Genomic DNA, 22,731 nt, shown 5'->3' on the forward strand with positions numbered 1-22,731 from the left:
AAAGCTTCGAACACCCTTCGCAGTTGCGTATCGTTGGTGAGGTCCAGCGGTTCTCGGAAGGGAGCGACACGTTGCGTTCATTTGCGTCCGGGTCGCACCTCACCCGGCCTGCGGCCACCCGGCCGCCCGCACCGGCTACGCCGATCTCCACACCCGCCGCTGTACGCAAACTCTTTCCCGCGCTCGCCGAATCCTCCGAGGTCTATCTGGACAGCGCGGCAACCACACAGAAACCGGTGCCGGTCATCGACACCATCCACCGGTATCACAGCTCGCGCACCGCGAACGCGGGCCGAGGCACCTATCCATGGGCAACCAGCCTGACCGGACAGATCAGCAGAGTTCGGGCGCGAACCGCGGCGTTCATCGCCGCCGAACACCCCGACGAGGTCGTCTTCACCGGTGGCGCGACCGCAGCACTCAACGCCGTCACATTGTCATGGGGCCTCGGCGCGTTGGAGGACGGCGACGAAATTCTCTACAGCCCGCGAGATCACGCCTCGAACGTCTATCCATGGCATCATCTGCGCCGGATGCTCGCTCGCTTCGGCCGGCACATCGAACTGGTCCCCTATCGGATGACCGAACTCGGTGAGGCGGATACCGCTGACATCCTGGCCAAACTCACCCCGCGTACCCGACTGATCACCACAAGCCACCTGCATCATGTCTTCGGCGGCCTGACCACCCTCGAGGAACTGCGTGGCAGCCTCGACCCCTCGGTACTGCTGTGTTTCGACTGTAGTCAGAGCGGCGGGCACCTACCGGTGGACGTGACCGAACTCGGCGCCGACTTCGCGGTGTTCGCCGCGCACAAGATGTTCGGCGCGCCCGGCACCGGAATCCTATACTGCCGCCGCAGCGTTCATGACCAACTGCTGCCGTTTCTGCCCGGCGGCAACTCCGGGGTACAACTGACCGACGCTGGACTCGTCCCGACCGGGATGCCGGATCTCCTGGAGGGCGGCACCCAGAACATCCCCGGCATCCTCGCACTCGGCAGCGCGCTGGAAGTCCTCGAATCGTTCGACGTGGGGGCGATCGCCGCGCACAATCGCGAGCTCACACTGCGGCTCATCGCGAACCTGCGTCAGGTGCCCGGCCTGGAATTCCTGCCGGGACCCGCGCACGCACCGTGTGCGATCGGCTACGGCATCCTGTCGTTCACGCTGGCCGGAATCTCCTCGACCGACCTCGGATTCGTGCTCAGCGAGCTCGGCTTCCTGGTCCGCACCGGCGCCCATTGCACCCCTGCGGCCGCCGACGACGGCGCCGACTCGGTCCGGGTCAGCACTCACATCTACAACACGCTCGAGGAAATAGACCGCTTCACGGAATGCGTCATGACCATCGCCATGGAGGTCCGATGAGTATCGACGACACCCCGCGCTACGACCGACGGGCCGCATCCCGGGTGTTGGCGGGGCTCGCCCAGCCAGGACTTTTCACGACATCACCGCGCGTTACCGCGGTGCCGATCGTTCCGAGCAACCTGCAACCAGTCGCCAGCGGAAGCATCGAATACACCTGTGCCGCACTGCGTCCCGAACCGAACAGTCATCTCACCTTCTCGCAGCGGCTGTACCTGGAGCGGTTCATGCGCCCCTGTCGCCCCGACCAGGTCACCACGGCCACGCATCGGATGACCTGGACCGACAGTGCTGGAATCCCCAACACGGGGCACTTCCGGGCCGACGGCCTCGGTCCGCTCGTACCGATCGCCATGCGGGAGACCGTGCTGACGCTATGGCAGGCGCTGGCCACGAATTCCGCTCTCGCGGAACGCATCAGCGCCCTCGGATCGAGTGAGCACGAGGTGCTCGAAGCCACTACCACCGATCACGAGCCGATGGACATCTTGCGCGTCGGAATCGAGGCGACCGGGCGGGCGCTGGCTCAGCACGCATTGCTGGCGCGGCAGACCCCCTATCGCAGCGCGGCCGAATTGGCCGAGGGGATGCGCGATTCCGGCCTGTTCGCCGCCGTCGCCACGCGCTGGTACTGGGAGCTACAAGCCTCGAGCTATCGGCGCGGAATGATCCCGGTAACCCTGGCAACCCAGCCCGATGGAACCGTGCGCTACACCGCCGACAGCGTTGCGACGCTGCGCGCGATGAAGGACGGGACCATCGACGACGCGCACCGCGTAATGCGCAGGGCCACCAGGGTAGAGGGGTTGAGCGTCGAGGACGCGATCGCCAAATACCACGATGATCTCGATCTCATCTCTCGCCAATACGCGCTGCTGCCTTCCAATACCCGGCCCGCCTGCCTTGCCGCGATGCCGCACCACCTCGGCGGCCGGCATTACACCCTGTTGCCATCGGTGGTTGACCAGTTCGTCACGGTCTTCGGTCAACTCGCCGGACGCTGCCAGATCAGCGAGGTGCCCAGCGATCTCGACGAGCTCACCGCCGATCGCGAGGCGAGTGCCGAGGACCAGGTGTTCTATGTGCCGGATATGAACTGCAAGCACTGTGTCCGCACGATCACCGGCGTGCTGGAATCGATGGGAATCAAGGTCGTCGATATCGATCTGATCAGCAAACGGGTCGTCGCCGAATTCCGTAGCCCGCGCAATCGGGTACGTGCGTTCGAGGCCATTCGCGACGGCGGCTACAACCCGAGCGCACAACAGCCGGTCGCCTCGGCGACCGAGACGCCCGAACACTCGGAAACCGCGGTATGACGACGCCACTACCGGCGTTACCAGCGAAGATCCACCCACTGGTTCGCGCATTCCTCGACACTCGCGACGCCGTCGAAGAGACCATGGTCCGCTTCGGCTCCCCGGTCCACCTGGTGTTCCCACAGGTATACACCGAGAACCTGAAACAGCTTCGCGCCGTTCTCGACCTGCATGTGCCACGATACCGAATCTGCTATGCGCACAAGGTGAATCAGTCGCGCGCTTTCGTCCGCACGGCCGAGCACGCCGGCGTCGCCATCGATGTCGCCTCGCCACGGGAGCTGAGCAGCGCCATCGGAGCCGGGTTCGGCCCGATGCGCATCGAGGTGACCGGGCCGAAAGGCGAAGCGTTCCTTCGCGATCTGATCGAGTGCGGCGTCACTATCAATGTGGACAATCTGTGGGAGCTGCGCAGGATCGCCGAGCTGGCCGGTGATCGTTCGAAAGTACCTGTACTGCTGCGTGTTTCCGACTTCGACGACACCGCGGTGAGCCGATTCGGCGTGCCGCTCGCGCATATCGATCGCGCCTTCGATCTGTTGTCGGCCCATCGCAGCCGAATCGCCTTCCTCGGCTTCGCCTTTCATATCGACTCAGGGGAGCCCGCCGAACGTATCCGAGCGATCGATGCCTGCCTGGCATTGGTGGAGCAGGCATACGGCCATGGGTTGACGCCGTCGGTGTTGAACATCGGCGGCGGTTTTCGGCAGGTCTTCACCGCCGACGCGGACCGCTTCGACGGATACGTGCTCGCACTTCGCGAATCGCTACTCGGACGCGGTGAGCAGATGAGCTGGGGAAACAATACCTTCGGCTATCACGTGGACGGCACTGCCGTGCACGGGATTCCGGTGTTCCACAAGTATGCCAATACCGTCCCCGCGACCACGATGCTCGCCGATCTGCTCGCCGCTCCGCTGGAGCGCCACGGCGGGCGCACCGTGGCGCAGGTCGCCGGGGACAACATGCTCGAGCTGTGGCTCGAGCCGGGCAAATCCCTTGTCGACCACGCCGGAGTGACCGTCGCGATGGTCGAGTTCGTGAAGGAGCTGGCCGACGGCACCGTGCTTGTCAACCTCGATATCAGCCGAGACTCGGTGACGCCCGCGGATCAGGAGGTCATGGTCGACCCCATCGTGCTGCCCAGTAGCGCGCGCAGCCAGAACGAGCCGATCGGCAACGGCGTGGTGACGCCGCCGCGCACCGCGGCCGACACCACACCCACCCCGCATCCGGTGCACGAATCCGGGCCGGTGGCCGTATATTTCGCCGGTCGGCTGTGTCTGGAGCGTGATCTGATCACCAACCACAAGGTGTGGCTGCCACAACGGCCACGGCCCGGCGATCTGGTGGTCTTCCCCAATACCGGCGCGTATCACATGGACCTATCGGCGGCGACGGCCTCGATGCATCCGGTGCCGATGAAACTCGCCGTCGCCCACCAGGCGGGCAGTTTCCAGGTGTATCGCGACGGCGACTACGAACCATATGTGGCGGTGGAGATACCGCAGACACACTGGGCTCCGGCACGCGGCCCGCACCGCCCTTCGGCGCCGCGCCTACCTTCCCGCGCCGATAACGATGGAGCTCTGTGATGCGCTACGACCACATCACCGAACTCATCGGAAACACTCCGCTGCTGCGCCTCGATCCGGCCGTGCACGGCCTGGATAACGTCGAGCTGTACGCGAAACTGGAGTCGCACAATCCTTTCGGCTCGGTCAAGGACCGGGTGGCCTGGGGCATGATCCGCGACGATCTCGACGAGATCCGGGCGAACGGGCAGACCCTGATCGAGGCCTCCAGCGGCAATACCGCCAAGGCACTGCGGATCCTGGGCGCGGTGTACGGCGTCGGCCTGCGCGCGGTGACCAACCGGATCAAGGTGGCCGAGGTACGGGATCTCTTGCAGTTGTTCGGCACCGACATCGTCGAGCTGCCGGGGCTGTCCGAATGCCCGGACCCGACCACACCGAACGACGTGTACTCGGTGATCGAGGCGACGATGACCAAGGATCCGGACGCCTACTATCACGCCTCGCAATACACCAACGAGAAGAACATCGAGGCCCACCACCACGGCACCGGCCGCGAAATCCACGAGGATCTCGCCGCCGACGGCATCACCCGCGTCGACTACCTGATCGGCGGCCTCGGTACCACCGGCTCCACCCGAGGCACCGCCACCTATCTGCTCAAACACAATCCCGAATTGCGTACCGTCGCCGTGGTTTCCGACCGCACCGACTTCATTCCCGGCATTCGCTCGGAAAGCGAAATGTGGGACGTCGGCCTGTTCCAACCCGACTTCTACGACCGCATCATCACCGTCGACGCGCCGAGCGCCGTCGACGCGACTCTGCGGCTGGCCTCCGGCTACGGCATCCTGGCCGGTCCGACCAGCGGCGCCAGTTACGCCGCGGCGCTGGAAACCTTGCGCACCGCAGCCACTTCCAGCAAGGACGGTCCGCTCATCGCCGTCTTCATCGTCTGCGATCGCTTGGAACCATATCTGTCCTACATCAAGAAACGCAGGCCCGACCTGTTCGATCGCACCGACCGCCGCACGCCGCCCACGGCGACCGAATTGGCCGCGACTCCGGCGCTATCCCCCACCGAACTCGCCGACCTCGATCGCACCGACCGACCGACCATCGTCGACACCCGTGGCGCCATGGCCTACCGCATCGGCCATGTCCCCGGCGCCATCAACATTCGCGACGACCAGCTCGACGACATGTTCACCCACGGCATCCCCTTCCCCCGCTCGCGACCCGTCGTCTTCGTCTGCCCGGTCGGGGAGCTCTCACTGCGCTTCGCCAGCACCGCCCGCACCGCGGGCTTCGACGCCTACAGCCTCGAAGGCGGCATCGTCGCCTGGCGCGACACCGGCCTGCCTCTCGAACGAGGTGCGTGAGTCGGCCCATTACCGATACCGAAGGGCAACAACACCGTCTACGCGGTGCGCAACGGCGGCGACTACATCTGCGCCGTCGGCACAGGCACGAACCTGGGCGTAGCCTGCGCCGTCCTGCCGTGAGCGTGGACTTAGCCGCCCGATCGGTCCGCACGCTTCTTCGTCACTTTCCGGGCGCCCGACGGCCGCGAAAGACGTCGTGCGGTCGAGGCCCATTAATGTGAGGCGGTGCAGACAGGGCAGGAATCAGACGACGACGCCGGTCCCCGTATCTGGGGCGGCACGACGCTCACCGAGCGGAGGCAGGCGCGCCGCGCCGCGCTGCTCGAGGCTGCGCTCGACCTGATCGGGGAATCCGGCGCGGCCGGGGTCACCATGCGCGCGGTGTGCCGGCGAGCCAATCTCACCGATCGGTATTTCTACGAGAGCTTCGCGAGCCGCGACGAGCTGCTCGATCTGCTCTATCGCGAGGTGGCCGACGAATTCCTCGAGCCGATGACCGCCTTCGCCGCCACCGACGATCCGTCCCGCGACCACGCACTGTCGGAGGTGCTCGTCGACAAGGTGCTCGCGGATCCGCGCAAGTCCCGCCTGTTTCTGGTCGAGCCGTATTCGAGCACCGGCCTCGGCCAGACCACTATCGCCGTTATGCCGGTATTCACCCGCCTGATGCAGGACCACCTGTTCGCCCACATCGACGACCCGGTACGCCGCCGCCTTGCCGCTGTCACCATGGCCAGCGGCAATGCGGGCATGTTCTCCGCGTGGCTCAATGGATCATTGCGAGCTACCCGAGAAGAAATCATCGACCACTGCGCCGAAATGATCGCCGCCTACCGCTCGCTGTACCGGTCCTGACCCGACAGCACTCACAACCGCATTGCCAATGCTTTCGTTTGGGTGTTTACTGGCCAACGCAAGGTGCCGATTGTTCGCTGAGGCTCCTTCACGGATACAGGCCAGCGACCCCGAACGTCGAGAGACGCCCCAGGTCAGGACAGGTCTCCCCGGATTAAGGGGTGATCCCGATTGGCTCCCGACGATTGCCGGGTTCACGCCGTGAAGTGCCAAAGGTCTTACGAGAAGGGCCCCCACCGGCAGGTTTGCCGGGACCCTCGTGCATGCTCCGCGACGATCGCGCTACCAGCGCCCGGCTCTGCCGTGCGCACAACAGCCGAAGGAGGTGAGCCGGATGCCCGGCGGAGATAGTTCGACAACCCTGTTAGCCAACTATTCACCCGGCGACACCTCCACAGCCGATTCCGGAACGGGACGAGCCCCGTAGCCTGCTGTGCGATGGTGCGCCGACCAGTCAGGGAGTGCGTGATGTCAACGGTAGAAATGATCATCCGGCTGCTCGTGGGCGTCGGCCTCGGCACGCTGATCGGCTTCGAGCGGCAATACCGGGCCAGGGGTGCGGGGCTGCGCACCAACGCGTTGGTCTCCGCGGGTTCGACCCTGTTCGTCCTGCTGTCGGCCAACGGTTTCGAAGGCGGTACCGCCGACCCGACCCGGGTCGCGGCCCAGATCGTTTCCGGTATCGGCTTTCTCGGCGCGGGCGTCATCATCCGCGACGGATTGAACGTGCGCGGTCTGAATACCGCTGCGACCCTGTGGTGTTCGGCGGCCGTCGGTGCACTGGCCGGAGCGGGAATGCTCACCACCGCACTGGCGGGCACGGTTGCGGTGGTCGTGGTCAACATCGCATTGCGAGCGGCAGGACGGGCGGTGGATCGGCAGCCCGACTCCTCCGACGAGCAACCCGCGACGTATGTCTTCGTCGCGGTGACCAATGACGAGCACGAGGCGCATGTCCGGGCGCTGCTGGTGCAGGCGTTGACGCGCACCGATTTCCGGCTGGTCTCGGTGGCAAGCGCGAACACCGACCTCCCGGGCCGGGTGGAGGTCCGCGCCGAGCTCGCCAGTGATCAGCGCGACGACCGGCAGATGGAATCGGCGGTGAGCAGGCTGAGCCTGGAGCCGGCGGTGACCAGCGTCGGCTGGCACATCTCGGTGCCCGAGACGGCGGGCCGTGCGCAGGCATGACCTTGCTGCGCCATCGCTATGGTCCGTCTGTCGACGCAGCCGGTTCGATGGCGGCGAGGCCGCTAGTCACCGTGCTGCGCGCGCCAGTAGTCGAGATTGCTCCGGGTGAGTTGGGTGTGGGCGTTGTCGAGACCCAGGATGCGTTCCTGGTCGGCGAGTAGTTGTTCGTATTCGGCGACGGCGCCCGCGATGTCGCCCGCTTCACCGTGGCAAGCGGCGAGGCAGTTGCGGGTGTAGAAAGTGTCGGGGTGGTCGGGGCCGAAGATACGGATCTGGTCGGCCAGCAGGGACTCGTATTCGCGGATGGCCTTTTCGGTTTCGCCGCCTTCGCGCAACCAGCGGGCGATGCTGTTGCGGGTGCGGATGGTTTGGGCGTGGTCGGGGGCGAGCATGTGACGCTGATCGGCGAGTAGTTGTTCGAATTCGGCTAGGGCGCGGTCGATTTCGCCCGCCATCGCGCGACTTCTCGCGAGATCGTGCCGGGTGCGCAGCGTTTCGGGGTCGGCGGTGCCGAGAATTCTCGACTGGTCCTCGATAATCTGCTCGAACTCGATGATGGCGCGGCGCAGGCTGCCGCGCTCGCTGCGCCAATAGGCCAGGGTGTTGCGAACTCGCAGGGTCCACGGATGGTCGGGGCCTCTTATGCGGGTGTGATCGATCACGAGCCGTTCCAGTTCGGCGACGGCACGCTCCAAGCGGCCGGTATGGCCGCGCCAATCGGCGGTGTCCAGTCGGGTGGTGAGGGTGTCGATATGCTGTTCACCCAATAACCGCGCCTGGTCGGGACCGAGTTTCTCGAGTTCCTCGATGGCGGTATTGATATCGCCGCTGCGGCCACGGCTATTGGCGAGGCGGTTGCGCACGCGCAGGGTGTCGCGATGGTCGGTCCCCATCACAGTGCTGAAACTCGGTAGCCACGCCGACCACAGATCGCGATTGTCGGCGGCACGCGGGGTCTGGAGTTGCTCGAGGAAGTCGAAGGCGGCCGAGGAGTGATCGAAGGCCAGGTAGTGCCGCACCGCGGCACCGCGAGCGTAGCTGGTGGCACTCTCGGTGCGGTTGTCCTCGATCGCCGCGATGATCGCCCGGTGGCCGTCGTCGAGTTCCACTCCCAGCCTTCGACATTCGGCACGCAATCCACCGAGCAGCGCGGCGTGCGTCACACCGACCGCCTCGCGAACGGTGCCGGGACGGCTGCGGGTGACCAACGAGCCCAAACCGACGGTGAGGTCACGCAGCCGCGCGATCTTGGTCCGGTAGCCCATCCACGTCATCGCGGCGTCGAGCAGTTCGATCGGCAGCGCGGGCCCGACGCCTGCCGCGGCGAGGACACCGAGCAGCGCGCCGATGGTCTCGGCGGCCGCGGTACCCGCGAGCTGGAGGGCGACACCGATACGCAGCGCCACCACACCGTCGAGGTCGATATCCTGCGCCATCGCCCGATCGGCGACCGCGCCCGGGATTTCGGTCAGTAGCCGCGCCATCAGCCAACTCGCTGTTACCGAGTCGGAATCACTACGGGCTGAGGGTGTTTCGGCCAACAGTACATCCGTCCATGCCGTCCATTCGCGCTCGTCGAGAACCATGCGAGTGTCACGTGCCGATTCCACTGTCGCGGCGATGTCCTCGGCGACCGGCTCGGAGACCACGATGCGACGCATGTGGGAGAGCGCGTGGTCGTCCTCGATCCCCATGCCCTGGCGAATACCGAGGATCACCCGCACGTGGCGAAGATCGTCGCTGCGCGTCAGGTCCGCGAGCACGTCGATCAGCAATCGCCGCGTGCCGACCTCCGGGTGATTGAGTCCGTCGACGATGACGGTGACTCGCCGACCGTCTTTTCGCAACCGCGCCAGCGGATGTCGCACCTCGATGTCGAACACATCGTGCGCGGCGCCGCTGTGTTCGTCGAGTTCGCGCGTGGTCTTGGCGGCCTCGACGAATCCCGGCAACCTGGCGCTCAACTGCGCCGACAGCTCAGCGGCCACCGCGCCGACGGAGCTGTTCACCGTCAAAAAGATAGCGGCGGTGATGTATTCGGGTGAGATCGTCAAGGTGTCGACAAGACTGGGGCGGATGAGCATGGCAAGCAGCGTCGACTTGCCGACGCCGGGTGGACCGATGACGCCGCGCAAACGGTCACCGCCGGATTCGATGATGTCGCCGAGTGTCTCCCTGACCGCGGCGGTGAGCAACAATCTGCTGGTCAGCTGGTCGACGAATCCCGCGGCGGGACGATTGGTGACAGCGTCCCTTCGGCGCGCGATATTCGGCACGAGCCACAGACCAGGATCGCCGCCCTCGCTCGCCGTGACGGTGCCCGAAGTGAACGACAAATGCTCCGGCTGCTGCCTGACACAGACCGCAGCGATGGGGTCGACCAGGTCCGAGGGCAGCAGATTCTCGCCGCGCAACGGCAGCCCGGAGGCAAAGGTGGACAACAGGGTTCGGGTGAAACACCCCGCATAGGCCGGACCGTCGCCCGCCGCGACCAACAGCTCCATCCTGCCCGCCGCCCTTGCCAGCAACTCTGGCCATCGGCGGGCCGCGCCGAATACTCCCTGCTCGGTCTCGCAGGCGTCCACCAGGACGACCAACCCGTCGAGCGCCGACCTGTTGAGCCGCTCTCGAATCTCCTGGGTGAGATGAAATGCCGTGTGGGAATCCGGCATCGACGGCGAGTCATGGCCGAGCAGAAAGAAGTCCTCCGCGCTGGTGGCCGTCCCGTGCCCGATGAACCCGATCAGCAACGTGGCCTGCTGCTTCGCTGCCGCAGCGAAGGCCGCGCTCACCGCCGAACTGAGCTGTGCCGCAGTAGGATTGAGCAGTGGTCCAACGGTGTCGGTCGCCGCCTGCCAGCCACCGACGGTCCTCAGACTGTCATAGAGTCCGGTGGCGAGTTCACCGGTGAATCCGAGTTCCCCCAGCGCCCCACATTCGGACCCGACGACCAGCGCGAGCCTTCCTCCCATTAAGGCAACCTACCCTCCCCATCGAAACCGGGAACCCGCAATGCCTGCCTTCCGCAGGACATTTCGTTTCGATACCGGGTTCAGCTGCCCGATCGCCCGCGCCAGTACGCGAGATCGTCCCGGGCACGCAGCAGATCCGGATGATCGGCTCCCAGCACCCGGAGTTGGGCAACGAGCAGCCCCTCATACTCGGCGATCGCACCGGCCCGATCGCCGCTGGCGCCGCGGGCGGAGGCCAGATGTGCCCTGGCCGCAAGGGCATCCGGATGGTCCTCACCGCAGACCGCGACGATCGAGGGCAGCCATGCGGTCCACAGGTCGCGGTTGTCCGCGGCTCTGGATGTCTCGAGATGCGTGAGGTATTCCACCGCCGCCGCGGTGTCTCGGCACGCGAGATGGTGGCGCGGCGCTGATCCCCGCGCATACTGCGTGGCCCGATCGGTGTCGGTGCGCTCGATAGCCGTGAGTATTGCTCGATGCGCGTCGACGACGGCGACGCCGAGACGGCCGCATTCGGTCTGCAAGGCCGCGATCAAGCGGCCGTGCGTCACCCCGAGTGATTCGCGAGGTGTGCCCGGGTCACTGCGGCTGACCAGGACGCCGAGACCGACTGTGAGATCGCGGATCCGCGCCGATTCGAGAACGACGCCCATGGCTGCCATCGCGGCCTCCAGCAGTTCGAGTGGCAGCACCGGCCCCACCCCCGCCGCGACAAGGACGGCGAGCAATGGGCCGATCGCACCCGGATCCCCCGATCCGATCGCGGCGCGCACCCGACGCTCGACCGCCGTGTCGAATCCGGTGACACCCTCGGTCGCTCCCAGCTCGATCAGCAGGCGCGCGAGCAGCCATCGGCTTCCCACGGACGAACTGTCCCGCGCGGCCGGCCGACGACGCAAAGATCGTTCGTCGGCAGTGTCCGCGTCGTCGGTGGTGTCCTCCTCCGCCAGGTCCTGTGTGCGCGCTCGGTCATCCTCCTGCGCTTCGCGATCGGAAAGCCAGGGTGGCAGCGGCGGGATACTTCGGTCTTCGCGCGGACCCGTCGCTGGATCCGGACCAACCGAGCGGGAGATCGAACCCCAGCCCGTGTCCCACGACGGCACCTTTTGCTCGCCGGGACGCCGAAGGAGATCCCGCCTGACAAGCCGCCCGGGTTCGGAAGGTCGCAGTCTGGAAGTAACACCTGTGCGGTTGGCTCGCACGATGGCTGCGACGTCGCTGTTCGCGGGCTCCGCCAGCTCGATGCGATGCATGTGGGCGAGGCCGACGGCCGATTCGACGCCGGTCCCCTCGCGGATAGTCGCGATCACCCGCACATGAGGCAACCGCTCGTAGGTCGTCAGATCACGGACCGTGGCGATCAGTAGTCCTCGACTGCCTTCCTCCGGCTGGTCGAGTCCGTCCAGCACGATGGTGATGCGGGTGCCGACTCTGCCGACGACGACCAGCGGCTGCCACACCTCGATATCGAAGATGTCGAGGTGTGATCCATTGGAGTCGGCCGACTCCCGTGCCGCGCGCACCGCTTCACGGTAACCGGGAACACGGGTGCTCAGCTGCGCGGACAGCTCCATCGCGACCGTCTCGATCGAGCTGTGGCCGGTAAGGAATATCGCCGCACTGACATATTCGGGCCCGATGGGCAGACCGCGCACCAGACTCGGGCGAATGAGCATGGCCATGAGGGTGGACTTTCCGCAGCCCGCGAGTCCGACAACGGCGCGCAGGGTGTGGCTACCCGACTCGATGATCTCGATGAGTCGCTCACGGATGGTGTCCGTCAGCACCAAACTACGGGTGAGGTGGTCGACGAAACCGGATGCCGGACGTCCGCTGACCGCGTCGCCGCTGCGGGCGGTATTGGGCACAAGCCAGAGACCGGGATCTCCGCCAGGTCCCACCGAAACCGTGCCCGCGGTGAACGAGAGATGTTGCGGGCGTTGACGAGTGCAGGTGTCGGCGATGGGCGCGACGAGGTCGGACGGCAGCAGGTTCTCGCCACGCAGCGGCATTCCGTCCGCGAAAGTGGCGAGAATGGTGCGGGTGAAGCACCCCGCATAGGCGGGACCCGCGCCCGCGGCGACGAGCAACTCCATTCGTCCGGCGGAGTCGGCGAGTACATCGGTCCACCGACGGGCGGCACCGCGCACACCTTGCTCGGTGTCACAGGCGTCCACCAGCACGACGAGCCCGTCGAGGGCGGATTGGTCGAGTCGCTCCCGAATACCCTGCGCCAGATGAAATGCCGTGTGCGAGCGCGGCACCGCCGGGGAATCGTGAGCGAGCAGGAAAAAGTCTCCGTCGCCGGTCGCGATGCCATGTCCGACGAAGGCGATCAGCAGGGTCGCGCGCGCAGCCGACGCGGCCCGGAAAGCGTCATCTATTGCCGAAACCAACTCCGCGGCAGTGGGATTGAGCACGGCACTGTCATCGGCAGCGGCAGACTGCCAGCCGCCTACTTCACGTAGCTTGGCATACAGGCCACCGGCGAGTTCGCCCGTGAACCCCAACTCCCCTAACGCGACGCACTCGGATCCGACAACCAGCGCGAGCCTTCCTCCCATGCGAGCAACCTACCGTCCTCGCCGAATCCGGCCATCGGACGTCACGGTTTCGCGCGGACGACCACCGCGGGGCTCCCGTCGTGATAGGAACGTACTGGAACACCACACCGTGGCGAGTGACAACCGGGGGCCTCGAATGGCAGCGATAGTGCTCGTGCACGGTATCGCGCAGGAACAATATGCGGCCGATGTGCTGGAGTCCCAATGGATTCCCGCGCTGGCGGGCGGGGTTCGCGCCGCAGGGCATGCCGAGCTGGCCGACAGGTTGTGGCGCGGTCCGCTACCTGGGTCGCCAGAGGTGCGGATGGCCTTCTACGGCAACGCCTTTCTGGATCCCGGTGCACAAGGCGGTACCGCACCGATAAACGAGGAATACTCCGAACTCGCCGAACAGCTCGCAACGGCATGGCTCGCCACAGCAGCCGCGCACGCGCTCGACCTGCGCGATCAGGTGGAAGCGCAGCGCTACCTCGACAACTCCACGCTCGATGACGAAGGCGCGCAGGGGGTGCGGGCCCAGACCAGGCCCGCCACCAACGCACTCGCGAAGCTGAAATGGTTCGCGCCCTTCGGATTCGGGCTCGCCGGGAAATTCGTCGATCGGTCGCTGGCACAGGTCACCCGATACCTCGCGGACGAGACCGTGCGCAAACACGCTCAGCAGCAGGTGCTCGATCTGATCGGACCCGAGACCCGGCTGGTCATCGGGCATTCGCTGGGTTCGGTCGTCGCGTATGAGGCCCTGCATCACACCCGGCGGCCGGTCACGCTGATCACGCTGGGCTCCCCCCTTGCCTTGCAGTCGATCATCTACCCACGCCTACGTCCACAACCGCCGACCGTTCCGCCCGCGCTCATCCGCTGGGAGAACATGGCCGACCGCGACGACATCGTCGCCGCACACCTGGACCTTGCGCCGTTCTTCCCACCGGCCGCCGGCAGCGCGGTGGTGCCGACAACGCACCCCGCCATCGACAACGGCGCCCAACCGCACAGCGCCGCCCATTATCTCACCAAAAGCACGGTCGGTCGGATCGTCGCCGAAGCGCTCTCCGATCAGGAGCGGGCATAGTCCTCGGCCGTGGCGGTTCCCCGAGGCCGAATTCGGCTCCGCCGCGTACGCTGACAGCCCGGCCTTCCAGTCCGAGGAGTTCACCGAGATGACCGACCCCGTGCGGGGTTTGACGGGTACGCTGACGGCGGCAATTCGGGGCGCCGGAATGTTGGGCGAGGTTTTGGTAGCGATTCGTGGGGGGACGGAACTGTATATCGCGCGGGGGCAGGAGCCGATTCCGGCCGGCAGCACCGTGTTGATCATCACCGTCGATCCAGGACGCATCGTCGATGTTGTTCCGTGGATTCCGTTGGCTACGGATCTACCCGAGAAGATGTAAACAGATAGGGAGTAAACCGTGCTGGGGTATCACGTACCTGACCCGGACGAAGCAATGCTCGTCAGCGGTGCAAAGGGTAAAGACGATGTGCCGTTCGGGGTGGTGATCGGGCGCGGCAAATGGGTCATTCCGTTCTTCCGCAAGGTGAGCTATCTGTCGCTGGCGATGTTCGAGTCGGAGATCAAGGAGCGGTGCGTCACCAAGCAGGCCATCCAGCTCGAGGTGCGTGCGGTGATCGCGTTCAAGGTTGCCAACGACGAGAGGTCGATCGTCAACGCGGCACAACGGTTTCTGTCCGAACAGGAGCAGGAGATGTCGGTGCTCACCGGACGCATCTTCTCCGGTCATCTCCGCTCGATCGTCGGTTCGATGACGGTCGAGGAAATCATTCGCGAACGCCAGCGCCTCGCCGATGAGGTGCTGGTGGCGTCCAAGGTCGAAATGAGCAATATCGGGCTGTGGGTGGATTCCTTCCAGATCCAGTCCATTGATGACGGCAACCTCGGCTACATCACCGCGCTCGCGGCCCCGCATAACGCCGCAGTGCAGCGTGACGCCCAGATCGCGCAGTCGCAGGCCGCTCAGCTCGCCGCGCAGGCGGAGCAGGAATCGCTGCGCCGCCAGGCCGAATACGAGCGCGAGACCTCGATTCTGAAGGCCCAGTATCAACGCGACATCGACAAGGCCAATGCCGAGGCGGCGCAGTCGGGTCCACTCGCCGAGGCCAAAGCCATGCAGGAGGTGCTGACCGCGCAGGCCGAGCAGGCCCGCAAAGGGGCCGAATTGCGCGAACAACAATTGCAGGCCGAGGTGGTCAAGCCCGCACTCGCGGAAGCCGAACGGGTGCGCATCCTCGCCGAGGCCGAAGCCGACCGAACCAGGATCCAGGCCGACGCGGCGGCCTCGAACAACCGAATCGCGTTGGACCAGTTACTGATCGAACAGTTGCCAGAGATCGTCAAGCAGGCGTCCAACGGGCTGGCCAACGCGAACCTGACGGTGCTCAACGGGCCGGATGGCGTCAGTGAATTGGTCAACGGAATGGTCGGTCAGGGGCTCACTGTCTTCAATTCGTTACAAAAGGCGCTTTCATCCAACGACGGGGAAAATGCGGGCTAAAGTGACCGAATAGCTACGGCGAGGAGCGGGTTTTGGTGTCCATCGGGAAATTGGTGTCGTTCGACGGCTCTCGGGGGTTCGGGTTCATTCGTCCCGACGATGGTGGTCCGGATGTGTTCGTGCACGTGAACGACATCGGTCTCGATGAGGACGAACTGCGTCAGGGCCGGGTATTCGAATTCGACGTGACCGAGGGTGACCGTGGACCCAAGGCGGTCAATCTGACCCTGGTCGGCGGTCAGCTGGCGCCATCGACCCCACCGCCTGCTCGGCACAAGAAGGAACGACCATCGTCCTCCGGCCTGCTGACGGCCGCCGAACACAAACGTCAGATCACGGAGCTGCTCTTGGACGCCAGCCCCGCACTGACCGCGGGCGAGATCATCACCATCCGGGACCGCCTCACCACCTACGCCGATCAGCACGGCTGGCTCGACTGAGCCGAAGTCCCGATCTTGTCGGACCGGAGATCTACGATCGATCCGGATCCCGCACCGATGATTTTTCGTCCCCGGCGACGTCGACATCGGTGCGGGCACGACCGGAGGAGGACGAGTGGATGCGCTGGTGATCCCCCACTACGCAAGAGCTGGTCAGGCGAGTACATGGGTAACTCGCCGGGGACGGGCCAACTTGCCTACACCCTTGCCGCCGGACGCCAAGGCTGCTTGCGTGGCACGCGAGTCCGGCCCGAAGACGCGGAGAGGCGGGCCAGCGTGGACCTACCGGTGATGCCACCCGTCCGGCCGATGTTGGCGAAAACGGCGCCGTCGGTGCCGCGCGAACCGGGCCTGAGCTACGAACCGAAATGGGACGGATTTCGCTGTGTCGTATTCCGCGACGGCGACGAGATCGAACTCGGTTCGCGCAACGATCGCCCGCTTACCAGGTATTTTCCCGAGGTCGCCGATCTGCTGAAGCAGGCGCTGCCGGAGAAATGCGTGGTGGATGGCGAAATCGTCATGGTCACCGATCAGGGCCTCGATTTCGACACGCTGCAGAACCGGCTGCACCCGGCTGCCTCCAGGGTGAACAAGCTGGCCGTGGAAACACCGGCCAGCTTCGTCGCCTTCGATCTGCTCGCGCTCGGCGGCAAGGATCTCACCGGCGAACCGTTCGCCGAACGCAGGCGGCTGCTGGAGACCATTCTCGATACCGAATTGGCCAGGGTGCACCTGACGCCGGTCACCTCGGATCCCGATATCGCCGAGGACTGGTTCACCAGGTTCGAGGGCGCGGGTTTCGACGGCGTCATGGTCAAGTCGAACGATCTCGCCTATCTGCAGGACAAGCGGGTGATGCTCAAGGTCAAACACGAGCGCACCGCGGACTGTGTAGTAGCCGGTTTCCGGTGGCACAAGGACGGCGAGGGTGTCGGTTCGCTGCTGCTCGGACTCTTCGACGACGAAGGGCATATGCATCATGTCGGGGTGGCGAGCAGTTTCACCGCGGCCCGGCGCAAGGAACTGGTCGAGGAGCTGAAACCGCTGCGCGAGAACGCGCTGGAGAACCACCCTTGGCGGGAATGGGCGGACGCGGCCGCGCAGGCGAGGGCCGACGGCAAGATGCCGGGCGGGGTGAGCCGATGGACCGGGGGCAAGGATCTGTCATGGGAGGCGCTACGCCCGGAACTTGTCGCCGAGGTCCGCTATGAGCACGTGCAGTCGGGCCGGTTGCGCCACGGCGGCAGGCTCGTTCGCTTCCGTGCCGACCGCACCCCGCAATCGTGCACCTATGCCCAGCTCGATGAGGTCGCGCCCGCCGAATTGAGCACCCTGTTCACCGAAATCCAGGGAAAGTCATGAGCGCGTCCGTCGATATCGAGGTGGACGGCAGAACCGTCGCCATCAGCAATCCCGACAAGATCTATTTCACCAAGCGCGGCGAAACGAAACTCGATCTGGTGCACTACTACCAGGCCGTCGCCGAACCGTTCCTGAACGTGGTCGGCAATCGCCCACTGCTGCTCGAGCGCTATCCCGATGGCGCGTCGGGGAAGTCATGGTTCCAGAAACGGGTGCCGAAATCCGCGCCGGATTGGCTGCACACCGTCGAGGTATCCACCCCGAACGGCACCACGAGTGATGCCCTTGTCGCGCACGATCTCGCACACATTCTGTGGGCGGTGAATCAGGGCTGCTTGGGTTTTCACGTCTGGCCCAATCACGTGGACGATCTGAAGATCGCCGACGAGTTGCGCATCGACCTCGATCCCTCCCCCGGTATCACCTTCGACGATCTCAGGCATGCCGCCGTGCTGACTCGGAAACTATTCACCGAATTGGGCATCGCGTCGTCGATCAAAACCTCCGGCTCGCGCGGGCTGCACATTTACGTTGCGCTGGAACCGAAGTGGGATGGCTATCAGGTACGAGCCGCGGCCGTCGCATTGGCTCGCGAACTGGAGCGCCGCCATCCCGACGAGATCACCGCGCAATGGTGGAAGGAAGAACGCGGCTCTCGCGTGTTCATCGATTTCAACCAGAACGCACCGCACAAAACGGTCTTCGGCGCCTGGTGTGTGCGCCCGAAGGTCGGCGCCCAGGTGTCGACACCGATCGCCTGGCCCGAACTCGACACCATCGTGCCCGACGAACTCACCATCGCCACCGTGCCCGCTCGATTCGCCGAGCTCGGCGATCCATGGGCGGACCGTCCTGCGCAATCGATCGCACCACTGCTGGAAATGTCCGAGCGCGATATGGCCGCGGGTCTGATGGATGCGCCGTGGCCACCGCAATATCCGAAGATGCCCAACGAGCCACCGCGGGTGCAGCCGAGCCGGGCGAAGAAGGCCGAATAACAGCAACAGCTATTCGGTCCAGAGCTGCCAGACCTTGCTCTCGCACGCCAGCGCATGACCGTCCGCGGTGCGCGCGCTTTTGTTGGTGCCGGAAATTTCGCACTTCGTTCCGGCTTGCTGTACCGCGGTCGCGATCGCGTACGGCCCCGCCCACTGGTAGCCGCCGCTCGCCGCATTGGCCAGGCACAGCAGCGTGTTCCCGTCCGCACCGGTACCGATCTGCGCGGGGTCCGCGCAGGCCGTGCCCTTTTTCGGAGTGACGAGGTTGGTTGCCGCCGGCGGCGTCGTCACCGGCGGCACGACCGTGGTCGGCGCCACCGTGGTCGGCACGACGGTTGGCGCGGCAACCGTCGTTACCTCGGTGACCTTGTTCGCGCGCGAGACCGAATCGGTCCAGTTGGTTCCGGACAACACCACGAATCCCGCGACGGCCGTCATCTCGGCAACACCGAGGAGCAGGGCGGATACCGCCATAGCCTTGCCGCGCGGATGACTGAAGGCGATGAAGCCGAACACGATGGCCACCGGGAAAAGCCCGAGCAACGCGGCCACCAGCGCGACGATCGCATACGGGTTGATGATCGGCGGAATCTCCACTCGCAGCCGACCGGTCCTGCGGCGCCCCGGTGGTGGCGCTTCCTGTCGGCGGCCTTCGGATTCCGCGTCCGGCCAGCGCTCCTCGGGTTCCGGTTCTTGCCAGCTCTCCTCGTGCTGCGCCGCTTCCGGCCAACGGTCGAGCTCACGGCGTTCCGTCCGTGCCATGCCAGTACGTCCCTCTCCACACCACAATCGCGCAGGAGTCTCGGACTTCCCGGACCCGCCCCCATTATCGACACAGAATAGAGGCGAACAGCCGCCGGATCATCCGAAACGTCCAATCGGCCGTCATCAAAGCGTAATAACGAACGCGGAGCAACATTTCGCAGCAGTGGGAACAGTTCGCCCCATCTGCCAGGGCCGCCTCGCAATTACAAACCAGCAAACACCCCTCGCGGTTCGCGCGGCGGAGGTTCATGCTGATGACGAGGTGAAATCGCTGACCATGTGCTGACTCGCACCCAGGAGGATCCATGTTCGGTACTACCGATTCGACCGAAGGGCGGCCGTGGCACGCCCAGGCGGGCGATCTGCTCGGCGACGATTACAACGTGCCGGGCCTCATCCTGTGTGCCCTCGGCATCGTGGCGCTGGCGTGCACACTGACCGCGGCCGGTTCCGGGTTCAGCGGCTGGACGGAGGTCGGCGCGATCGCGACCGCCGCGCTGTGGATCGCGGGCATCGGCGCGTTGGTGGTCGAGCACCGCCGGGAGGAAGTGATCGAACTGAAGTACGGCAGAGGTGGACACGCGCCGGGGCATGTCCGTCACGTCCGCGACAGCGGTGCGGGGCAGGCCGTCGCGGGCGAGCCGGGTACGACCTGACGATCCAGGCCACGGGAGCGGGCACGCTCAGCGCCTGCGGTCCACCTTGGGCATGGTTTCGGTCATCAATGTCATCAACATGTCCGAGAGCAGCACATGGACCTGTTCGCGGGTGAGTGTGCCCCGGGTGATCCACTCCCGCCCGGCCACTTTCACCAGGCCGCCGAAGGCTCGCACCATCGCGCGCAATTCCGCACTATGTGTCGAAGCGGCGCGCCCGACCATCAGCAGCATGCGCTCCGCGGCCGCGTCGTCGGCCTGATCGAGGATGTGCTGCACCTCGGGATCGTTGCCGACGCCCTCATGACTGGTCACCTTCACCCAGGTGCTGCCGTGTTCGGAGATCACATCCAGCAGCCAGTGCACACTGGCGTCGACGCGTTCCCGATCGGTGCCGCTCGGGGTCACCATGTCGTCGAGGCGCGGCAGGGTGACCATCCGGCGAACCACCGCGAGGTAGAGATCGCGCTTGTTGCCGAAGTAGTGATTGATCAGGCCGCGCGCGACCCCGGCGCGCTGGCCCAGTTCGGCGGTGGAGACGGCCGCATACGGTCGCTCGCCGAACATATCGATCGCGCAGGCGAGGATCTGCGCACGCCGCTCGTCGGGTTCGAGCCTGCGCCGGCGCGGCTGTGCCGCGTCGGAGGAAGGGTCCACCGACGAAGCCGTCTCGCTCCGGACTTCAGAGAGACCGGGCAATGAGATCCTTCATCACCTCGTTGCTACCCGCGAGAATGCGCAGTACACGGGCGCCGGTGTAGAGCTGGGAAATCGGATACTCCGTCATGTAGCCGTAACCGCCGAACAGTTGCAGGCAGCGATCGACAACGATACCCAGCTGATCGGTGAGCCAGAATTTCGACATTGCCGCTGTTGGGACGTCGAGCTCCCCACGCAGGTGCTTGACGAGGCAGTCATCGAGGAAGGTACGACTGACGGTGGCGACGGTCGCACACTCGGCCAGCTCGAACTTGGTGTTCTGCATGGCGAACAGCGGCTTGCCGAACGCCTCGCGGCCCTTGGTGTACTCGACGGTCAGCGCGACGGCCTTCTCCATCATCGCGACCGCGATGATCGCGGTCACCAGGCGTTCCTGAGCCAGCAGCTGCATCATTTGGTAGAAGCCTTGCCCCTCGGCCGCACCGAGCAAGTTCGACGCCGGCACCCTGAGGCCGTCGAAAAACAGCTCCGCGGTGTCCTGGGCCTTGCCGCCGATCTTGTTCAGGATGCGACCACGCTTGAAACCTGGTGTGTCGTCGCCGACCTCGGCGAAGACCAGCGAGACACCCGCCGCGCCCTTGGTCGGGTCGGTTTTCACGGCGATGATGATGCCGTCGCAGAGCCAACCGTTGGTGATGAAGATCTTGGACCCGGTGATGACGTATTCGTCACCCTCCCGGACCGCCCTGGTCTTGATGTTCTGTAGGTCCGAGCCGGTGCCGGGTTCGGTCATAGCGATCGAGAGCACCATCTCGCCGGTGGCCGCCTTGGGCAGCACCCGCCGCTTGAGCTCCTCGGAACCGAATTCGTTGAGATAGGGGGCGATGATCGAGCTGTGCACCGGCATGCCGAGCGCACCGTCTCCGGCGAACGCCTGCTCCTCGATAATGGCGGCGTCGTGCGCGAAAGTACCACCGCCACCACCATATTCGCTCGGCAGCGCGGTGCACAGCAGGCCGAGTTCACCGGCGCGGTTGTACAGCGCACGGTCGGGGTGTCCCTGGGCGACGAACTTCTCCTCGTGCGGGACGACTTCCTTTTCGAAGAAGTTCTTGGCCAGGTCCCGTACCGCTTCGACCTCATCATCACTCCACGCGGCACGTGCCATCGTCGGATCCTTTGCTCGCCACGGGCCGACCTCGCCGCCGGCGCCTCGACATCAGATTCCACCACTATTGACATGATGTCAACAAGCCGGACACGCGTCGGCTCCGTGGGAAGATGTTTCGACGAGTTCAGCGATCATTCGCGAGACGATTCGGTCGACCTGCTGGACTATTACCTGGAGGGCTTGGACGACAGCTGGCCGATAAGAACGGTACCGGATCGGTGATGTTATCCGAGGTTCCGATGTCACATGGCGGACTGCGACTGGTTGACCGCCGCCATGGATGTGAAGATCGGGGTGTCAGGATCTGCCGAGATGCCTTGGCGGCGGAGGAAGCCGTCGATCAGACCCCAGACGAATTCGGTGGCTTGTTCGACGAATTCGACAGTGGTGGCCGGGCGCGGCAACGCCGAATCGCCCAGCCACAGGTCGGTGATCGAGACGACGACACCGACGACCGCGCGAGCCAGGTAGTCGATGCCGGTCGCGTCGATCGGGATGGATTCGGCGACCTCGCGCGCCTGCTCGGCGAAGCGGCCCGCCGCGGCGCGACCGAGGTCGAATTGGAGCACGGAACCGTCGGCGTTCTGGGTGACGTGCGCCTGCCCGAGGAATCGAAAAACGTTGGGGTGCTCCAGGATACAGTCCGCATAGCCGGTAAGGACACGACGAAGCGCGATACGCGGCGGCTGCAGCATCAGGGTGAGATCGTTGCCCGCCGCGGCGCCCGCGGCCTTGGCCATCCGGTTGCCGATCTCGGTGTAGAGGTCCGCCTTGTCGGCGAACCGGCGATACAGCCGAGGTTTGGTGATGCGCGCCTCGCGGGCGACGTCATCCATGCTCGGCCGCGGACCATCCCTATCGATCACCCGGATGGCGGCGTCGACGATTTCCTCGCGGGTGATCGTCCTGGCTGCGGATCTGGTGTCGGATCGGGGCACAGCCGGGAGCATACACGTACTGGCGGTACGCATCGAG

19 protein-coding genes and 1 riboswitch are annotated in these 22,731 nt (G+C 65.4%); of the genes, 13 read left to right on the top strand and 6 right to left on the bottom strand.

Annotation, left to right across the window (positions count from 1 at the left end; all coding sequences use genetic code 11):
- The first annotated feature begins 71 nt into the window (after nucleotides 1-71).
- The 6 genes from ACLMAJ_RS05945 (at nucleotide 72) to ACLMAJ_RS05970 (ending at nucleotide 7,652) form a co-directional block, all read left to right on the top strand.
- Nucleotides 72-1,370: an aminotransferase class V-fold PLP-dependent enzyme gene (locus tag ACLMAJ_RS05945; RefSeq protein ID WP_412012454.1), complete on the top strand. Its 1,299-nt coding sequence runs from the start codon at nucleotides 72-74 to the stop codon at nucleotides 1,368-1,370.
- Nucleotides 1,367-2,689 (top strand): heavy-metal-associated domain-containing protein, encoded by a 1,323-nt coding sequence (locus ACLMAJ_RS05950; RefSeq protein ID WP_412012455.1) that lies wholly within the window; start codon nucleotides 1,367-1,369, stop codon nucleotides 2,687-2,689. The genes ACLMAJ_RS05945 and ACLMAJ_RS05950 overlap by 4 nt, the downstream gene beginning before the upstream one ends.
- Nucleotides 2,686-4,284: a type III PLP-dependent enzyme domain-containing protein gene (locus ACLMAJ_RS05955; RefSeq protein WP_412012456.1), complete on the top strand. Its 1,599-nt coding sequence runs from the start codon at nucleotides 2,686-2,688 to the stop codon at nucleotides 4,282-4,284. The genes ACLMAJ_RS05950 and ACLMAJ_RS05955 overlap by 4 nt, the downstream gene beginning before the upstream one ends.
- Nucleotides 4,284-5,606, top strand: a complete 1,323-nt coding sequence (locus ACLMAJ_RS05960; protein ID WP_412012457.1) for a pyridoxal-phosphate dependent enzyme — start codon at nucleotides 4,284-4,286, stop codon at nucleotides 5,604-5,606. The genes ACLMAJ_RS05955 and ACLMAJ_RS05960 overlap by 1 nt, the downstream gene beginning before the upstream one ends.
- A 228-nt stretch (nucleotides 5,607-5,834) precedes the next feature.
- Complete coding sequence (locus ACLMAJ_RS05965; protein WP_412012458.1) at nucleotides 5,835-6,464, top strand: TetR/AcrR family transcriptional regulator; 630 nt, start codon at nucleotides 5,835-5,837, stop codon at nucleotides 6,462-6,464.
- Nucleotides 6,465-6,526: 62 nt separating this feature from the next.
- Nucleotides 6,527-6,698, top strand: a riboswitch (M-box (ykoK) riboswitch).
- A gap of 234 nt (nucleotides 6,699-6,932) precedes the next feature.
- Nucleotides 6,933-7,652 carry an MgtC/SapB family protein gene (locus tag ACLMAJ_RS05970; RefSeq protein WP_412012459.1) on the top strand — a complete coding sequence of 240 codons (720 nt, stop codon included), beginning with the start codon at nucleotides 6,933-6,935 and terminating at the stop codon, nucleotides 7,650-7,652.
- Nucleotides 7,653-7,714: 62 nt separating this feature from the next.
- On the opposite strand, the gene ACLMAJ_RS05975 is transcribed toward ACLMAJ_RS05970, so the two are convergent.
- Nucleotides 7,715-10,624, bottom strand: a complete 2,910-nt coding sequence (locus ACLMAJ_RS05975; protein WP_412012460.1) for a tetratricopeptide repeat protein — start codon at nucleotides 10,622-10,624, stop codon at nucleotides 7,715-7,717.
- Between the two features lie 80 nt (nucleotides 10,625-10,704).
- Nucleotides 10,705-13,188: a P-loop domain-containing protein gene (locus ACLMAJ_RS05980; RefSeq protein ID WP_412012461.1), complete on the bottom strand. Its 2,484-nt coding sequence runs from the start codon at nucleotides 13,186-13,188 to the stop codon at nucleotides 10,705-10,707.
- Nucleotides 13,189-13,324: 136 nt separating this feature from the next.
- On the opposite strand from ACLMAJ_RS05980, the gene ACLMAJ_RS05985 reads away from it, so the two are divergent.
- The 6 genes from ACLMAJ_RS05985 (at nucleotide 13,325) to ligD (ending at nucleotide 18,504) form a co-directional block, all read left to right on the top strand.
- Nucleotides 13,325-14,260, top strand: a complete 936-nt coding sequence (locus ACLMAJ_RS05985; RefSeq protein WP_412012462.1) for an alpha/beta hydrolase family protein — start codon at nucleotides 13,325-13,327, stop codon at nucleotides 14,258-14,260.
- Nucleotides 14,261-14,348: 88 nt separating this feature from the next.
- A complete protein-coding gene (locus ACLMAJ_RS05990) occupies nucleotides 14,349-14,582 on the top strand; it encodes a hypothetical protein (RefSeq protein WP_412012463.1) in 234 nt (77 codons plus the stop codon).
- An 18-nt stretch (nucleotides 14,583-14,600) separates the two neighbouring features.
- Complete coding sequence (locus ACLMAJ_RS05995) at nucleotides 14,601-15,701, top strand: SPFH domain-containing protein (protein ID WP_412012464.1); 1,101 nt, start codon at nucleotides 14,601-14,603, stop codon at nucleotides 15,699-15,701.
- Nucleotides 15,702-15,733: 32 nt separating this feature from the next.
- The gene (locus ACLMAJ_RS06000) at nucleotides 15,734-16,141 is read left to right on the top strand and encodes a cold shock domain-containing protein (RefSeq protein WP_412012465.1); all 408 of its coding nucleotides are present in this window, start codon (nucleotides 15,734-15,736) and stop codon (nucleotides 16,139-16,141) included.
- A gap of 276 nt (nucleotides 16,142-16,417) precedes the next feature.
- On the top strand, nucleotides 16,418-17,506 hold the full coding sequence (locus ACLMAJ_RS06005) for an ATP-dependent DNA ligase (RefSeq protein WP_412012524.1): 1,089 nt from the start codon (nucleotides 16,418-16,420) through the stop codon (nucleotides 17,504-17,506).
- A complete protein-coding gene (ligD, locus tag ACLMAJ_RS06010; protein ID WP_412012466.1) occupies nucleotides 17,503-18,504 on the top strand; it encodes a non-homologous end-joining DNA ligase in 1,002 nt (333 codons plus the stop codon). Before ACLMAJ_RS06005 ends, ligD begins: the two co-directional genes overlap by 4 nt.
- Before the next feature lie 9 nt (nucleotides 18,505-18,513).
- Here the strand turns inward: ligD and ACLMAJ_RS06015 are convergent, their stop codons facing one another.
- Nucleotides 18,514-19,266 carry a DUF4190 domain-containing protein gene (locus ACLMAJ_RS06015; protein WP_412012467.1) on the bottom strand — a complete coding sequence of 251 codons (753 nt, stop codon included), beginning with the start codon at nucleotides 19,264-19,266 and terminating at the stop codon, nucleotides 18,514-18,516.
- A gap of 308 nt (nucleotides 19,267-19,574) precedes the next feature.
- Here ACLMAJ_RS06015 and ACLMAJ_RS06020 point away from each other — a divergent pair, with 308 nt between their 5' ends.
- The gene (locus ACLMAJ_RS06020; RefSeq protein WP_412012468.1) at nucleotides 19,575-19,925 is read left to right on the top strand and encodes a hypothetical protein; all 351 of its coding nucleotides are present in this window, start codon (nucleotides 19,575-19,577) and stop codon (nucleotides 19,923-19,925) included.
- 27 nt (nucleotides 19,926-19,952) lie between these two features.
- Here ACLMAJ_RS06020 and ACLMAJ_RS06025 read toward each other — a convergent pair whose 3' ends face one another.
- From ACLMAJ_RS06025 to ACLMAJ_RS06035, 3 genes are all read right to left on the bottom strand, one after another.
- Nucleotides 19,953-20,582, bottom strand: a complete 630-nt coding sequence (locus ACLMAJ_RS06025) for a TetR/AcrR family transcriptional regulator (RefSeq protein ID WP_412012469.1) — start codon at nucleotides 20,580-20,582, stop codon at nucleotides 19,953-19,955.
- Between the two features lie 25 nt (nucleotides 20,583-20,607).
- A complete protein-coding gene (locus tag ACLMAJ_RS06030) occupies nucleotides 20,608-21,753 on the bottom strand; it encodes an acyl-CoA dehydrogenase family protein (protein WP_412012470.1) in 1,146 nt (381 codons plus the stop codon).
- 245 nt (nucleotides 21,754-21,998) lie between these two features.
- A complete protein-coding gene (locus ACLMAJ_RS06035) occupies nucleotides 21,999-22,694 on the bottom strand; it encodes a TetR/AcrR family transcriptional regulator (protein WP_412012471.1) in 696 nt (231 codons plus the stop codon).
- Between the last annotated feature and the right edge of the window lie 37 nt (nucleotides 22,695-22,731).

The sequence above is a fragment of the Nocardia arseniciresistens genome, from assembly GCF_046764875.1.
Taxonomy (GTDB): domain Bacteria; phylum Actinomycetota; class Actinomycetes; order Mycobacteriales; family Mycobacteriaceae; genus Nocardia; species Nocardia arseniciresistens.

What these genes read in the sequence shown, in the direction of transcription:
- ACLMAJ_RS06020 (WP_412012468.1), top strand. Translation starts at nt 19,575, where the DNA reads ATGTTCGGTACTACCGATTCGACCGAAGGGCGGCCGTGGCACGCCCAG.
- ACLMAJ_RS05990 (WP_412012463.1), top strand. Translation starts at nt 14,349, where the DNA reads ATGACCGACCCCGTGCGGGGTTTGACGGGTACGCTGACGGCGGCAATT.
- ACLMAJ_RS05960 (WP_412012457.1), top strand. Translation starts at nt 4,284, where the DNA reads ATGCGCTACGACCACATCACCGAACTCATCGGAAACACTCCGCTGCTG.
- ACLMAJ_RS05975 (WP_412012460.1), bottom strand. Translation starts at nt 10,624, where the DNA reads ATGGGAGGAAGGCTCGCGCTGGTCGTCGGGTCCGAATGTGGGGCGCTG.
- ligD (WP_412012466.1), top strand. Translation starts at nt 17,503, where the DNA reads ATGAGCGCGTCCGTCGATATCGAGGTGGACGGCAGAACCGTCGCCATC.
- ACLMAJ_RS05980 (WP_412012461.1), bottom strand. Translation starts at nt 13,188, where the DNA reads ATGGGAGGAAGGCTCGCGCTGGTTGTCGGATCCGAGTGCGTCGCGTTA.
- ACLMAJ_RS06030 (WP_412012470.1), bottom strand. Translation starts at nt 21,753, where the DNA reads ATGGCACGTGCCGCGTGGAGTGATGATGAGGTCGAAGCGGTACGGGAC.
- ACLMAJ_RS05970 (WP_412012459.1), top strand. Translation starts at nt 6,933, where the DNA reads ATGTCAACGGTAGAAATGATCATCCGGCTGCTCGTGGGCGTCGGCCTC.
- ACLMAJ_RS05985 (WP_412012462.1), top strand. Translation starts at nt 13,325, where the DNA reads ATGGCAGCGATAGTGCTCGTGCACGGTATCGCGCAGGAACAATATGCG.
- ACLMAJ_RS05955 (WP_412012456.1), top strand. Translation starts at nt 2,686, where the DNA reads ATGACGACGCCACTACCGGCGTTACCAGCGAAGATCCACCCACTGGTT.
- ACLMAJ_RS06015 (WP_412012467.1), bottom strand. Translation starts at nt 19,266, where the DNA reads ATGGCACGGACGGAACGCCGTGAGCTCGACCGTTGGCCGGAAGCGGCG.
- ACLMAJ_RS05950 (WP_412012455.1), top strand. Translation starts at nt 1,367, where the DNA reads ATGAGTATCGACGACACCCCGCGCTACGACCGACGGGCCGCATCCCGG.